Here is a 13,415-nt window from a genome sequence, read left to right as displayed (position 1 = left end):
CGGCTCAGGGCCGCGGGTAGCCCCGGCGGACGGTGCGGTCGAGGATGCCGAGGCTGGCGCGCAGGGCGTTCTCGGAGATCACCGGGAAGATGCCGGCGGCCTTCCAGTCCTCGTGTATGTCGGACCAGTCGTAGAAGGACGTGACGAGTGTGCCCTCGTCGGCGGGCTCGAGCCGGTAGCCGTAGACGTGGCCGATCTGCGGGCGGATGCGGCCGAGGATGGTCCACGAGATCAGGCGGTCGGCCTCGAAGTCGCGGATGGTGACGGTGACGTCGTACTTGCCCATCTCGGGGAAGTCGTTGAGCGACTCGCGATCCATGTGGACGACGAAGCTGTCGCCGGCCGCGGTCACGGGGTCGCCGCTGGCGTCCTGGAGCATGCCCGAGGAGTCGACCGCGACGTGCCCCTGCGGGTCGCAGAGCAGGGCGAAGATGTCGGCGGCGGGGGCGGCGATCAGCCGCTGGGTCTCGAGGCGTGTGACATCAGACATACGCCGATCCTGGCATGGGTACGGGGACCCGCATGGGAGCAGAGACAGGTCGCATCACGACGAACATCCCCGGCCGGCTCGACCGGTTGCCGTGGGCCCGCTGGCACTGGATGGTCGTCATCGGCCTCGGCACCGTCTGGATCCTCGACGGCCTCGAGGTCACCATCGTCGGCTCGATGTCGGAGGCGCTGAAGCCGACCGACACCGGCCTCGGGCTGAGCAGCTTCGACATCGGTCTCGCCGGTGCCGTGTACGTCGCGGGCGCCTGCTTCGGCGCGCTGTTCTTCGGGCAGCTCACCGACCGCTTCGGCCGCAAAAAGCTCTTCCTCATCACGCTGGGCGTCTACATCGCGGCCACGGTGCTCACGGCGTTCTCGATGACGCCGCTGTGGTACTTCTGCGCACGCTTCCTGACCGGCACCGGCATCGGCGGCGAGTACGCCGCCATCAACTCCGCGATCGACGAGCTGATCCCGGCGAAGTACCGCGGCCGGGTGGACGTCGCGATCAACGGCTCCTTCTGGATCGGCGCGGCGGCCGGCTCGCTGCTGACGATCCCGCTGCTCGACCCGACGGTCGTCGACGCCGCGTGGGGCTGGCGCCTGGCCTTCGGCCTCGGCGCGATCCTGGCGGTCGGCATCCTGATCGTCCGACGGCACGTGCCGGAGAGCCCGCGCTGGCTCTTCATCCACGGCCGCGAGGACGAGGGCGAGCGGATCGTGAAGGAGATCGAGCGCACGGTCGAGGAGGAGAGCGGCCGGAGCCTGGACCCGGTCGACGAGACCATCACCATCCGCCAGCGCAAGACGATCGGGATCATCGAGATCGCGCGCACGGTCTTCACGCTCTACCCCAAGCGCACGATCGTCTGCTTCTCGCTCTTCGTCGGCCAGGCGTTCCTCTACAACGCCTTCTTCTTCACGTACGGCGACACCCTCACCACGTTCCTCGGGGTGAAGCAGACCGGCTGGTACCTCGCGATCTTCGCGCTCAGCAACTTCGCCGGCGCCCTCCTGCTCGGCCGGCTCTTCGACACGATCGGCCGCGTCCGGATGATCTCCGGCACCTACATCCTGTCCGGCGTCCTGCTCGCCGGGACCGGCCTCTTCCTCGGCAGCGTCACCGCGGTGACCCTGACCCTGATGGGCGCGATCATCTTCTTCTTCGCGTCGGCTGGCGCCAGCGCGGCGTACCTCACCGCCAGCGAGGTCTTCCCGATGGAGACGCGCGCGCTCTGCATCGCCTTCTTCTACGCGATCGGTACGGCGGCCGGCGGCATCAGTGGACCGCTCTTCTTCGGCTGGCTCATCGACCACGCGTCGGCCAGCGGCGACATCACCAAGATCGCGATCGGCTACTTCGTCGGCGCGGCGCTGATGATCGCGGGCGGCGTGATCCAGGCGTTCCTCGGCGTGAAGGCGGAGGGCAGGTCGCTGGAGAGCATCGCCCAGCCGCTGACCGCCGACGAGCCGGAGCCGGCGTCGGCCTGACCTAGAGTCGGGGCATGCGTCGGCTCCTGGTCCTGGTGGTCCTGGCGGCGAGCTGCGTGGTGGCCCCACCGGCGGTCGCGGTGACGCCGCCGCCGGTCGGGACGGACGTCGACTACCAGCTCGGCGGCAACCGCTCGGTGCCCGAGCACGTGGGCATCGTGGTGCGGGACCGCGAGGCGCGCCCGGTGCCGGGGCGCTACAACGTCTGCTACGTCAACGGGTTCCAGACCCAGCCGGGGGAGCGCGCGGTATGGCGCCGGCACCCCGGCCTGGTGCTGCGCGACCACGGCCGCCCGGTGGTCGACGAGGCGTGGGGCGAGCAGCTGCTCGACGTACGCACGTCGGCGAAGCGGCACCGCCTCGCGACGATTGTCGGGCGCTGGACCCGGGGTTGCGCCCGGGCCGGGTACGACGCCGTCGAGCTCGACAACCTCGACTCCTACACGCGCAGCAACGGCCTGCTCACCCGACGGCAGGCGGTGGCGTACGCCGGGCTGCTCGTGCGGACCGCCCACCGCGCCGGCCTGGCCGCCGGGCAGAAGAACCTGGCCGGCTTCGACGGCGCGTCGGTCGGCTACGACTTCGCGGTCGCCGAGGAGTGCGGTCGCTACCGCGAGTGCGCGAGCTACACGCGCTACTTCGGCGACCGCGTGCTGGCGATCGAGTACCGGCGCGCCGACTTCCGCTGGACCTGTGGGCACTTCGGCGACCGCCTGGCCGTGGTGCTCCGCGACCGCGACCTGAGCCCGCGCGGCGTACGCCGCTGGTGCTGAACTAACCTCGCCGCATGGCCCTGCACACGACCTCGCTGGGGGAGAGCGGGCCGCTGGTGGCCTTCTGCCACGGCCTCTTCGGGCAGGGGAAGAACTGGACGACGATCGCCAAGGCGGTCGCGACCGACCACCGGGTGCTGCTCGTCGACATGCCCCACCACGGCCGGTCGCCGTGGCGCGACCACTTCGACTACGTCGACGTCGCCGACCAGGTGGCCGAGCTCTTCAGTGCCGACGACCCGGTGGCCCTGGTCGGTCACTCGATGGGCGGCAAGGCCGCGATGGTGCTGGCGCTGCGCCACCCCGAGCTGGTCGAGCGGCTGTGCGTGGTCGACGTCTCGCCCGCGGCGTACCGGTCGCGCAGCGAGTTCTCCGGCTACATCGAGGCGATGCAGGCGGTCGACCTGGGCTCGCTGGAGCGTCGCTCGGACGCCGACGCCGCCCTGGTCGAGGCCGTGCCCGACGCGACGATCCGCAGCTTCCTTCTGCAGAACCTCCGCCGCGACGGGGACACCTGGGCCTGGCAGCCCAACCTCGCCGTGCTCGGTCGCGACATCGACGAGCTGGGCGGCTGGCCCGAGGCGGAGCTGGCCGGCGCCGCGCCGTACGACGGCAAGACGCTGTGGGTCGCCGGTCAGGACTCCGGCTACGTGCGCGACGAGTTCGTCGCAGCCATGGACCGCTACTTCCCGCGCAACCGGCGCGTCACCATCAAGGGCGCCGGGCACTGGGTGCACTCGGAGCAGCCGGCGGTCTTCACCGAGGTGCTCCGCCGCTTCCTGGACCAGTGAGCCCGGTCGGTCAGTCCTTGGCCTGCCGGGCCCGGTAGGCCGCGACGGCGTTGCGGTTGCCGCAGGCCGTCGAGCAGAAGCGCCGGGAGCGGTTGCGGGACAGGTCGAGGACGACCCCGCGGCAGGTCTCGTCCGCGCAGACGCCGAGTCGGGACATCTCGTCGGACCGGATCACGTCGATCATCGCCATCGCGGTCTCCACGACGATCCGGACGGGGAGGTCGCGCTCCGGCTCGACGGCGTGCAGGTGCCAGTCCCACACGTCGTGGCGCACCAAGCGGGGGACGGCGGCGGCCTCGGCGAGCATCGCGTTGACCAGCTCGACCGCGGCGTCGCGGTCGGCGGTGAGCAGCTCGTAGAGCGCCGGCCGGACGGCCCGGACCCGGTCCAGCTCGGCGCGGTCGCCGTCGCGGCGGCCGGTGTAGCCGAACTCGGCGTAGAACGCGTCCAGCTCGGCGACCGTGCTCATCGTGTCCGGCTCCAGGCCGGAGTTGGCGAGGAGGGCGGCAGCCTGGAGCGACACCTCGGTGTCATGAGCGAATACCACGTTGACAGGTTACACGCCCGCCGCCTAGTGTCATGAGTCATGACGACGATGGCACATGACGAGGTGACTCCGGTCGCGAGTGGCTCGCGGCTGGTGAGCGGGCTCGCGTTCGCCGTCCTGTCGGCGACCACCTTCGGCGCGTCCGGCGCGCTGGCCCGTGAGCTGCTCGACGCGGGCTGGAGCGCCGGCGCGATCGTGCTCATCCGGGTCGGCCTGGCTGCGCTGGTCGTGACCCCGTTCGGGTGGGTCTCCCTGCGCGGCCGGTGGAGCCTGCTGCGCCGCAACGCGGTCCTGGTCCTCGTGTACGGCGCGCTCGCCGTCGCCGGCGCCCAGTTCTGCTACTTCTCCGCCGTCTCCCACATGCAGGTCGGTCCGGCGCTGCTGATCGAGTACACCGCCCCGGCCGCGGTCGTCGTCTGGCTCTGGCTCCGTCACGGTCAGCGGCCCAGCCCCGTGACGATCGCCGGTGCCGGGCTGGCGGCGCTGGGGCTGGTGCTCGTGCTGGACCTGGTCTCGGGAGCCGAGCTGAGTGTGCCCGGCGTGCTGTGGGCGCTGGCGGCGATGGTCGGCGCCGCGACGTACTTCGTCATCTCCGCCGACGAGGACAACGGGCTGCCCCCGCTCGTGCTGGCCGCCGCCGGGCTCGTCGTGGGTGCGTTGGTCCTCGGCGTGCTCGGCCTCGTCCGGTTGCTGCCGATGCGGGCCAGCGACGACGCCGTGACCTACGCAGGGACGACGGTCGCCTGGTGGGTGCCCCTGGTCGTCCTCGGAGTCGTCACCGCGGCCGTCGCCTACACCAGCGGCATCGCCGCCGGCCGCCGGCTGGGCTCGCGCCTGGCGTCCTTCGTCGCGCTCCTCGAGGTGGTCGCCGGCGTGCTGTTCGCCTGGGTGCTCCTCGACGAGCTCCCGCGCGCGATCCAGCTGGTCGGCGGCCTGCTGATCCTCGCCGGTGTCGTCTGCGTGAAGCTCGGCGAGGCGAGGACGGCCGAGACACCCGTCGAGCTGCCCTAGGAACCACTGCAACAACCGGGCCGTCCCAGGCGTGTGTCTGGCATGGACGTGGGCGTGGCGGAGGAGCATGTCGCCGTGGGCGACCTCTCCTTCGACGACTGGGTCGAGACCCGGGTGGCCGCGCTGCTCCGGTTCGCCTACCTGGTCACCGGCTCGCAGCACGCCGCCGAGGACGCCGTGCAGGCGGCGCTCACCCGCGCGTGCGAGCGGTGGTCGCGGGTCCGGCGGACGACCGATCCCGACGCCTACGTGCGCCGGATGGTCGTCAACGCGCACATCTCGGCCTGGCGCCGGGGTGGCCGGCGCGAGCTGTCGGTCGCGGAGGTGCGCGACACGTCGGTCTCCGACGTGGCCGACCGGGTCGCCACCGGCGACGCGGTCTGGCGGGTCTGCGGCACCTTGCCGCCGCAGCAGCGGGCCGCGGTGGTGCTGCGCTACTACGAGGACCTCGAGTACGCCGAGATCGCCGCGATCCTCGGCGTCACCCAGGCGACCGTGCGCTCCCACGTCCACCGGGCGCTCGCGGCGATGCGGGCCGAGCTGCAGGAGGACGGCGATGACTGAGGACGACGAGCTGGAGGGCCGGGTGCGGGCGAGTCTCGACGCCCACGCGGCCGAGGTGGACACGAGCGTGCCGGTGGCCGCCCGCGCCCGTGCGGCCGCACGCCGGCACCGCGGCCGCTGGGTCGCAGCCGGAGCCGCCGCGGCCGTCGCCGCGGTCGCGGCCACGGCCGTGGTCGTCGACCGAGGCGATGCGCCGGGCTCGGAGGAGCCGCCGGTGGCCGGTCCGCCGTCGTCGGCCCCGGTGGTGCCGGCCGGGTGGCGCGTCGAGTACTGGCACGACGTCTCCGTCCAGGTCCCGGCCGACTGGGGCTGGGGGACGGCGCCGACGACCGTCATGAGGGGCGACCTCACGACGTACCTCTGCGGCGGCCCCGGCGCGATGCGCACCACGCGCGGGAAGAACCTGGTCAACCCGGTGTCGACCGCGCCGTACGTCGGGCGCCCGATCATGCTGTCGGACGCCTGCATGGGCGGTGTCCGGTCGCTCGACCCGCAGGCGCCGTACGTCTGGCTCGGCGCCGACCTGCCGCCCGGGACCGCCGACGTGGGCAACGGCTACACCCAGGAGACCGTCGAGGCGGCCGGGACCACGGTCACCGTCGGTGCCGTCGACGCGGCGCTGCGCGAGCGGATCCTGTCGTCGGTGGCACGGCAGGACCTGTGCCCACCGACGGTGCCGTCCGGTGGCCCGGACCCGCGCGGGACGCTCGTGGAGGGCGTGGGGGAGGTCCGTACCTTCGACCTCTGTGCGTACGCCGCGCCGGACCGGGGCGGTCCGCTCGACCTCGTCTACGCCGCCGACCTCGGCGCGGGCGCCTACGCCGACTGGCGTCGGGCACTCACCGCGAGCGAGGACGTCGGGGTGTCCGGTGGGTGTGCCGACCACGGCGAGCTGGTGGTGCTGACGGGGACGTTCGACGACCCGGCGGGCACCGAGCCGGTCTCGCAGGGGTGGACGGTCGACGTGCCGTGCGACCTCGTGTACGCCGACGACGGCAGCGACGCGGTCCTCACGCCGGAGCTGAGGGCCGCGTGGCACGCGCCGGCGCTGCGCAGCATCCTGCGCACCTACATCGGCATGCTCGGCTGAGCGTGGCTAACGCGTGTCCTGGCGTCTGACCCAGACCTCGCGGGTCAGCATCAGGATCGAGGCGGCGGTGGGGATCGCGAGCAGGGCGCCGACGACGCCGAAGAGCGCGGCACCGGTCAGGGCGGCGATCACGGTGACCGCGCCGGGGACGTCGACGGACTTCGACATCACGCGGGGGTAGATCACGTAGTTCTCGACCTGCTGGTAGACGATGTAGAAGATCGCGCAGGCGATCCCGATCTTCCAGTCCTCGGCGAACGCGATCGCGGTGACGATGACGGCGCCGATCGTGGCGCCGATCATCGGGATCACGTCGAGCAGCGCGACCACGAAGGCCAGCGCGACGGCGTACTGCCCGAGGCCGACGACGAAGAGGAAGATCAGCGACGAGACGCCGGCGCACATCGCGACGATGAACGCGCCGGAGACGTAGCCGCCGACGCTGCGGACGATGCGGTCGCCGAGCCGGGAGACCCGGTCGCGGCGTGAGGCCGGCGCCAGGCGGTAGAGCGCGGACGTCGTGGTCCGCAGCGAGGCGAGGAAGTAGAGCGTCAGCACGACGACGATGAAGCCGTTGAAGAGCGCTCCGAGGACGGCGAGCCCGACGCCGACCGCGCCACCGAAGAGTGCTCCGGCGAAGTCGCCGGCGGTGACGTAGTCCTGGATCTTCGCGATGATGTCGTACTCGTCGTCGAGCCGTTGGACCTGCCGGTTGCGCTGCAGCTGGTCGAGCCAGGTCGGGACGTTGTCGGTGAGGGAGCGGACCTGGTCGGCGATCACGGGCACGATCGCGACCAGGAAGAGCGCCAGTGCCGCGAGCACGACGACGATCACCGTGAGCACGGCGTACGACCGGCGCATGCCGCGCCGCTCGAAGAAGCGGACCGCGGGATCGAGGCCCGCCGCCAGGAAGAGCGACACCACGATCAGCATCAGGGTGGACCCGATGGCCTGGATCTGGGTCGCGAACCAGAACGCGACCAGGACGCCCAGTCCGCCGACGAATCCGACGAAGAAGGGCGCATGGTGGTCGAGCGGCGGCCCGGGCTCGCCGAGGTAGTCGTCGTCCTCGTGGATGCCCTCGGAGCCCTGGTCCTGCTCGGTGTCCTGCTTCGTCTCGGGTGCTGCGGACTCCGGGGCGTCGGCCACTACTCGTCCTCGCCGAAACCGGCGACGACGTCGCGCAGCGACGCCAGCTGGGCCGTGATCGCGTCGCGGCGCTTGGCCATCCGGTCGACCTCGGCGCGGATCGCGGCGAGCTCGCGCTCGGCCTCCGCGGCGCCCGAGGCGTGGATCGACTCGGCCTGGGTGCGGGCGCTGGTGACGACCTGCTCGGCCTCGCGGCGCGCCCGGCTCAGCAGGGCCTCGGCCTCGGTCGCGGCCTGGCCCCGGTGCTCGGTCGCCTGGGCCGTGGCGGCGCGGGCGCGGTCCTCGGCGGCGGCGGCGCGCTCCTCGGCCTCCTGGACGAGGCGCTGGGTCTCGGCGGTCGCGCTGGCGTGGTGGTCGGTCGCCTCGCGGGCGAGCCGCTCCTTCTCGACGGCCAGGGTGCGCCGCGCCTCCTGGACCTCGCGGTCGGCGCTGGCCCGGAGCTGCTCGGCCTCGCGCTTCGCGGTGGTGCGGAGCTCGTTGGTCTCCTGCTCGCCGGCGAGCCGGAGCTGGTCGGCCTCGCGCTTGGCGGCGGCGACCAGGTCGGCCGCCTCGCTGCGGGCCAGCGAGCGCTCCTGCTCGGCGTCGGCCATCAGGCGGCTGCGGTTCTCGTCGAGCTCCTTGAGCTGGACCAGCCGCATGTCCTCGGCCTCGCGGGAGGCGTCGGCCCGGATCGCCTTGGCGTCCCGGGTCGCCTGGGCGCGGATCTCGGCGGCGTCGCGGGTGGCGGTCTCGCGGACCTCGCCCGCCTCCTCCTCGGCGAGTCGCAGCATCGCGGAGGCGCGACCACCGAGCCCGGCGTACGACGGGGTCTGGTGCTCGGCCAGGTCGGCCTGCAGGGCGGCGACCTGCTTCTCGAGCTCGAGCGCCCGGCTCTCGGACTCGGTCAGGCTCTTGCTCAGGCCGGACTTCTCGCTGGCGAGCTGGCGGATCTTCGCGTCCACGGCGTCGCGGTCGTAGCCGCCGCGACGGACGACCGGGAGGGAGCCCGGAGCAGCCGCCTGGGCGGCGGGGGCCGCGCGGGGCGGGATCACGGGTGCGGGGGCCGCCGCGGGTGCGGGGGCGGGGGGTGCGGGCGGTGCGCTCGGTGCCGCCTCGGCCGGGCGCGGCGGCACGGCGGGCATCACCTGAGTGGCGTCGTTGGCGGCGTGGGTCTCGTCCTCTTCCGGCTCGTTGTCGTCGAAGATGGACAGTCCCTGGTCGCTCATCGCGGCGCTGCTCCTTGCTGTCGGTGCGTGCTGGGGGTGTGCGGGCCCCCACCTTGCGACCCAGTGTTGCGGATCGATGGGAAACAACCCACCCCGGCCCGAGACATTTTCTCGGACCGGGGTGGGATATGGCCGTTCGGCCGAGGTCAGACCCCCCGGAAGCGGTTGATCGCCGTCAGGTGCTCGGCGCGCATCTCGTGGTCGCGGACGCCGAGGCCCTCCTCGGGGGCGAGGCAGAGCACGCCGACCTTGCCCTGGTGCTTGTTGTGGTGCACGTCGAGGGCGGCCTGGCCGACCTCGTCGAGGGAGTAGGTCCGCGAGAGCGTCGGGTGGATCTTGCCCTTGGCGATGAGGCGGTTGGCCTCCCAGGACTCGCGGTAGTTGGCGAAGTGCGAGGAGATGATCTTCTTGAGGTTCATCCACAGGTAGCGGTTGTCGTACTCGTGCATGTAGCCGCTCGTGGACGCGCAGGTGGTGATCGTGCCGCCCTTGCGGGTCACGTAGACGCTGGCGCCGAAGGTCTCGCGGCCGGGGTGCTCGAAGACGATGTCGATGTCCTCGCCGCCGGTGAGGTCGCGGATCATCCCGCCGAACCGGCGCCACTCCTTGGGGTCCTGGGTGTGCTCGTCCTTCCAGAACTTCAGCCCGGCCTCGGAGCGGTTGATGATCATCTCGGCGCCCATGGAGCGGGCGATCTGGGCCTTCTCCTCGTTGGAGACCACGCAGACCGGGTTGGCGCCGCCGTTGAGGGCGTACTGCGTCGCGAAGCCGCCCAGGCCGCCCGAGGCACCCCAGATCAGGACGTTGTCGCCCTGCTTCATGTCGCCGCCGTTCTTGGAGACCAGCTGGCGGTACGCCGTGCAGTTGACCAGCCCGGGGGAGGCGGCCTCCTCCCAGGTGAGGTGGGCGGGCTTGGGCATCAGCTGGTTGGCCTTGACCAGCGCGATGTGGGCCAGGCCGCCGAAGTTGGTCTCGAAGCCCCAGATCCGCTGCTCGGGGTCGAGCATCGTGTCGTTGTGCCCGTCGGGCGACTCCAGCTCGACCGAGAGGCAGTGCGCGACGACCTCGGTGCCGGGCGCCCACTTGGTGACGCCGGCGCCGGTCGCGAGCACGACGCCGGACAGGTCGGAGCCGACCACGTGGTAGGGCAGGTCGTGCCGCTTGCCGAGCGGCGAGAGCCGCCCGTAGCGCTCGAGGAAGCCGAACGTCGAGACCGGCTCGAAGATCGAGGTCCACACGGTGTTGTAGTTGATCGCCGAGGCCATCACCGCGACGTACGCCTCGCCCGGGCCGAGCTCGGGCAGCGCCACGTCCTCGACGTGCAGGGACTTGCGGGGGTCCTTGTCCTTGGCGTCGAGGCCGTCGAACATCTCGGCCTCGTCCTTGTGCACCGTCACGGCGCGGTAGGACTCGGGAAGCTCGAGAGCGGCGAAGTCAGCGGCGGTCGCGTCGCCCGCCATGATCGCGTCGAGGATGTGCTGCACGTCGGCTCCTGGGTAGCTCAGGTGTCGGTCTGGGTTGGGCGGGACATTACCCACCGGTAACAGGTGTGCACACCCCCTGTGACCCTTGCCTCACGTCGGCGCCGTCAGTGGGCGGCCGCGGCAGGCTCGACGAGCTCCACGAGCACGCCCCCGGCGTCCTTGGGGTGGATGAAGTTGATGCGGGAGTCGGACGTGCCTCGCCGCGGCTCTTCGTACAGCAGCCGCAGGCCGCGCTCGCGCAGGATCGCGCTCACCGCCTCGACGTCGGTGACGCGGTAGGCCATCTGCTGGATGCCCGGTCCCTTGCTGTCGAGGAACTTGGCGATCGTCGACTGCTCGTTGAGTGGCGCGAGCAGCTGGATGCACGAGCCGGAGTCGCCGACGGCCATCATCGCCTCGCGCACGCCCTGCTCCTCGTTGACCTCCTGGTGGGCCAGCCGCATGCCGTACGTCTGCTCGTAGAAGGCGATCGCCGCGTCGAGGTCGGGCACGGCGATGCCGACGTGGTCGATCGCGGTGAACAGGTGGGCGGCGGCATCGAGACCGTGGGCAGAGCTCATGGTCGTCATGGTCGTACGTCGAGGGCCCCGCGGCGAGCACGTGTGACGTTTTCCACCCTCGCCGCCCCGGTGACCCGTGGGTAAGGTCGGCAGCGTTCCACCCACGAACCCTGGAGGCTTGTCATGTCCGGTCCGTCCGTCATCGTCGCGGGTGCGCGCACCCCGATCGGCCGCCTCCTCGGCGGCCTGAAGAGCCTCTCGGCGGCCGAGCTCGGTGGCGTCGCCATCCGGGGCGCCCTGGAGAAGGCCGGCGTGCAGCCGGAGCAGGTCGACTACCTGATCATGGGCCAGGTCATCCTCGCCGGGGCGGGCCAGAACCCCGCCCGTGCCGCCGGCATCGCCGGTGGGCTGCCGTGGACGATGCCCTCGATCACCATCAACAAGGTCTGCCTGTCGGGCCTCAACTCGATCGCGATGGCCGACCAGCTGATTCGCGCCGGTGAGTGCGAGATCGTCGTCGCCGGCGGCATGGAGTCGATGACCAACGCCCCGCACCTCCTGCCGAAGTCGCGGGAGGGCTTCAAGTTCGGCGACGTCGCCCTGGTCGACTCGATGGCGTACGACGCTCTCTACGACCAGGCCACCCAGCAGGCGATGGGCGGGCTGACCGAGCAGATCAACGCCGAGGGCGTGAAGCTGACCCGCGAGGAGCAGGACGAGTTCGCGGCCGCCTCGCACCAGAAGGCCGCAGCGGCCTGGAAGAACGGGGTCTTCGACGACGAGGTCGTCCCGGTCTCGATCCCGCAGCGCAAGGGCGACCCGGTCGTGGTCAGCGCCGACGAGGGCGTGCGCGGCGACACCACCGTCGAGTCGCTCGGCAAGCTGCGCCCGGCCTTCAGCAAGGACGGCACGATCACCGCCGGCTCCGCCTCGCAGATCTCCGACGGCGCCGCGGCGGTCGTGGTGATGAGCAAGGCCAAGGCCGAGGAGCTCGGCCTGGAGTGGCTGGCCGAGATCGGAGCGCACGGCATGGTCGCCGGCCCCGACTCGAGCCTGCAGCTGCAGCCGGCCAACGCCACCCAGAAGGCGTGCGACAAGGAGGGGATCAGCCCCGCCGACCTCGACCTGGTCGAGTTCAACGAGGCGTTCGCCGCGGTCGGCATCGAGTCCGCCCGCGCGCTGGGCCTGGACCCGGAGATCGTCAACGTCAACGGCGGCGCGATCGCTCTGGGCCACCCGGTCGGCATGTCCGGGACCCGCGTCGTGCTGCACCTCGCGCTCGAGCTCCAGCGCCGCGGCGGCGGTGTCGGTGCCGCCGCGCTCTGCGGCGGTGGCGGGCAGGGCGACGCCCTGATCGTGCGTGTCCCGAAGGCGTGATGTCGACGTACCGGACCTCGTCGGGCGCTCCCGCGCCGGCGAGGCCCGGGCGGTCGCCCGCCTGATCTCGCTGGTCGAGGACGAGTCGCCGCTGCTCCGCGAGGTGATGGCTGCCCTCGCGCCGTACGCCGGGAACGCCCAGGTCGTCGGGATCACCGGGTCGCCGGGCGTCGGCAAGTCGACGTCGACCAGCGCGCTGGTCGGCGAGCTCCGCACGCAGGGCAAGCGGGTGGGCGTGCTCGCGGTCGACCCGTCGTCGCCGTTCTCCGGTGGGGCGCTGCTCGGCGACCGGGTGCGGATGCAGGACCACGCCCTCGACGCCGACGTCTACATCCGGTCGATGGCCTCGCGCGGGCACCTCGGTGGCCTCGCGTGGACCACGCCGCAGGCCCTGCGGGTGCTCGACGTCGCCGGCTGCGACGTGATCCTGGTCGAGACCGTCGGGGTCGGCCAGAGCGAGATCGAGGTCGCCGGGCTCGCCGACACCACGATCGTGCTGCTCGCGCCCGGGATGGGCGACGGCATCCAGGCCGCCAAGGCCGGCATCCTCGAGATCGGTGACCTCTACGTGGTCAACAAGGCCGACCGGGACGGCGCCGACCAGGTCCGCCGGGACCTGCGCACGATGCTCGCGCTGGCGGAGCGCCCCGACAGCGCCTGGACGCCGCCGATCCTCAAGACCGTCGCGCAGAGCGGCCTCGGCATCGACGAGGTGGCCGCGGAGATCGAGCGGCACCGCGCGTGGCTGAGGGCGAGCGGCGAGCTCGAGGTGCGGCGGACCCGCCGGGCCCGCGACGAGATCGAGGCGATCGCCGTGACCTCACTGCGCAAGCGCTGGGGCGACGTGCACGGACGGTCGGAGCTCGACGGGCTCGCCGCTGCGGTGGCCGCGGGGGAGTCGGACCCCTACGCTGCGGCGGACGAGCTCCTCGAGGGACTGTGAG

General features: G+C 72.1%; 14 protein-coding genes. 8 read left to right on the top strand and 6 right to left on the bottom strand.

Annotated elements, in window-relative coordinates:
- Positions 1 to 4: 4 nt before the first annotated feature.
- Positions 5 to 490, bottom strand: coding sequence for an SRPBCC family protein (locus ABEA34_RS03830; RefSeq protein WP_345519449.1), 486 nt, complete (start codon positions 488 to 490; stop codon positions 5 to 7).
- A 32-nt stretch (positions 491 to 522) separates the two neighbouring features.
- Between ABEA34_RS03830 and ABEA34_RS03825 the strand changes: the two genes are divergently transcribed.
- From ABEA34_RS03825 to ABEA34_RS03815, 3 genes are read left to right on the top strand one after another with little or no spacing between them, the layout of a single operon-like run.
- Positions 523 to 1,980 (top strand): MFS transporter, encoded by a 1,458-nt coding sequence (locus ABEA34_RS03825; RefSeq protein WP_345519447.1) that lies wholly within the window; start codon positions 523 to 525, stop codon positions 1,978 to 1,980.
- A 14-nt stretch (positions 1,981 to 1,994) separates the two neighbouring features.
- Positions 1,995 to 2,753: an endo alpha-1,4 polygalactosaminidase gene (locus ABEA34_RS03820; RefSeq protein ID WP_345519445.1), complete on the top strand. Its 759-nt coding sequence runs from the start codon at positions 1,995 to 1,997 to the stop codon at positions 2,751 to 2,753.
- A gap of 14 nt (positions 2,754 to 2,767) precedes the next feature.
- Positions 2,768 to 3,544, top strand: a complete 777-nt coding sequence (locus tag ABEA34_RS03815; protein ID WP_345519443.1) for an alpha/beta fold hydrolase — start codon at positions 2,768 to 2,770, stop codon at positions 3,542 to 3,544.
- A gap of 10 nt (positions 3,545 to 3,554) precedes the next feature.
- On the opposite strand, the gene ABEA34_RS03810 is transcribed toward ABEA34_RS03815, so the two are convergent.
- Entirely contained in the window at positions 3,555 to 4,091 is a 537-nt protein-coding gene (locus ABEA34_RS03810) for a CGNR zinc finger domain-containing protein (protein WP_345519441.1), read from the bottom strand.
- Positions 4,092 to 4,130: 39 nt separating this feature from the next.
- Here ABEA34_RS03810 and ABEA34_RS03805 point away from each other — a divergent pair, with 39 nt between their 5' ends.
- From ABEA34_RS03805 to ABEA34_RS03795, 3 genes are all read left to right on the top strand, one after another.
- Positions 4,131 to 5,102, top strand: a complete 972-nt coding sequence (locus ABEA34_RS03805; protein WP_345519439.1) for an EamA family transporter — start codon at positions 4,131 to 4,133, stop codon at positions 5,100 to 5,102.
- A 75-nt stretch (positions 5,103 to 5,177) separates the two neighbouring features.
- The gene (locus tag ABEA34_RS03800; RefSeq protein ID WP_345519437.1) at positions 5,178 to 5,666 is read left to right on the top strand and encodes a SigE family RNA polymerase sigma factor; all 489 of its coding nucleotides are present in this window, start codon (positions 5,178 to 5,180) and stop codon (positions 5,664 to 5,666) included.
- Complete coding sequence (locus ABEA34_RS03795) at positions 5,659 to 6,756, top strand: hypothetical protein (protein WP_345519435.1); 1,098 nt, start codon at positions 5,659 to 5,661, stop codon at positions 6,754 to 6,756. The genes ABEA34_RS03800 and ABEA34_RS03795 overlap by 8 nt, the downstream gene beginning before the upstream one ends.
- 6 nt (positions 6,757 to 6,762) lie before the next feature.
- Here ABEA34_RS03795 and ABEA34_RS03790 read toward each other — a convergent pair whose 3' ends face one another.
- From ABEA34_RS03790 to mce, 4 genes are all read right to left on the bottom strand, one after another.
- Positions 6,763 to 7,905, bottom strand: coding sequence for an AI-2E family transporter (locus ABEA34_RS03790; RefSeq protein WP_345519433.1), 1,143 nt, complete (start codon positions 7,903 to 7,905; stop codon positions 6,763 to 6,765).
- The gene (locus tag ABEA34_RS03785; RefSeq protein WP_345519431.1) at positions 7,905 to 9,110 is read right to left on the bottom strand and encodes a coiled-coil domain-containing protein; all 1,206 of its coding nucleotides are present in this window, start codon (positions 9,108 to 9,110) and stop codon (positions 7,905 to 7,907) included. Before ABEA34_RS03785 ends, ABEA34_RS03790 begins: the two co-directional genes overlap by 1 nt.
- A gap of 146 nt (positions 9,111 to 9,256) precedes the next feature.
- A complete protein-coding gene (gene ccrA, locus ABEA34_RS03780; RefSeq protein ID WP_345519429.1) occupies positions 9,257 to 10,594 on the bottom strand; it encodes a crotonyl-CoA carboxylase/reductase in 1,338 nt (445 codons plus the stop codon).
- Positions 10,595 to 10,698: 104 nt separating this feature from the next.
- Positions 10,699 to 11,154 (bottom strand): methylmalonyl-CoA epimerase, encoded by a 456-nt coding sequence (mce, locus tag ABEA34_RS03775; protein WP_345519427.1) that lies wholly within the window; start codon positions 11,152 to 11,154, stop codon positions 10,699 to 10,701.
- A gap of 123 nt (positions 11,155 to 11,277) precedes the next feature.
- Here mce and ABEA34_RS03770 point away from each other — a divergent pair, with 123 nt between their 5' ends.
- Together ABEA34_RS03770 and meaB are read left to right on the top strand one after the other, a co-directional pair.
- The gene (locus ABEA34_RS03770; RefSeq protein WP_345519425.1) at positions 11,278 to 12,471 is read left to right on the top strand and encodes an acetyl-CoA C-acetyltransferase; all 1,194 of its coding nucleotides are present in this window, start codon (positions 11,278 to 11,280) and stop codon (positions 12,469 to 12,471) included.
- Positions 12,455 to 13,414 (top strand): methylmalonyl Co-A mutase-associated GTPase MeaB, encoded by a 960-nt coding sequence (meaB, locus tag ABEA34_RS03765; RefSeq protein ID WP_345519423.1) that lies wholly within the window; start codon positions 12,455 to 12,457, stop codon positions 13,412 to 13,414. Before ABEA34_RS03770 ends, meaB begins: the two co-directional genes overlap by 17 nt.
- The last annotated feature ends 1 nt before the right edge of the window (position 13,415 follow it).

Origin of the sequence: Nocardioides conyzicola (assembly GCF_039543825.1) — a bacterium.
GTDB lineage: Bacteria > Actinomycetota > Actinomycetes > Propionibacteriales > Nocardioidaceae > Nocardioides > Nocardioides conyzicola.
This window is presented reverse-complemented; position numbering and strand designations above follow the sequence as displayed.

Bases quoted from the DNA above. Each gene is read 5' to 3' on its own strand.
- ABEA34_RS03830 (WP_345519449.1), bottom strand. From the start codon at position 490: ATGTCTGATGTCACACGCCTCGAGACCCAGCGGCTGATCGCCGCCCCC.
- ABEA34_RS03825 (WP_345519447.1), top strand. From the start codon at position 523: ATGGGAGCAGAGACAGGTCGCATCACGACGAACATCCCCGGCCGGCTC.
- ABEA34_RS03820 (WP_345519445.1), top strand. From the start codon at position 1,995: ATGCGTCGGCTCCTGGTCCTGGTGGTCCTGGCGGCGAGCTGCGTGGTG.
- ABEA34_RS03815 (WP_345519443.1), top strand. From the start codon at position 2,768: ATGGCCCTGCACACGACCTCGCTGGGGGAGAGCGGGCCGCTGGTGGCC.
- ABEA34_RS03805 (WP_345519439.1), top strand. From the start codon at position 4,131: ATGACGACGATGGCACATGACGAGGTGACTCCGGTCGCGAGTGGCTCG.
- ABEA34_RS03795 (WP_345519435.1), top strand. From the start codon at position 5,659: ATGACTGAGGACGACGAGCTGGAGGGCCGGGTGCGGGCGAGTCTCGAC.
- ABEA34_RS03785 (WP_345519431.1), bottom strand. From the start codon at position 9,110: ATGAGCGACCAGGGACTGTCCATCTTCGACGACAACGAGCCGGAAGAG.
- mce (WP_345519427.1), bottom strand. From the start codon at position 11,154: ATGAGCTCTGCCCACGGTCTCGATGCCGCCGCCCACCTGTTCACCGCG.
- ABEA34_RS03770 (WP_345519425.1), top strand. From the start codon at position 11,278: ATGTCCGGTCCGTCCGTCATCGTCGCGGGTGCGCGCACCCCGATCGGC.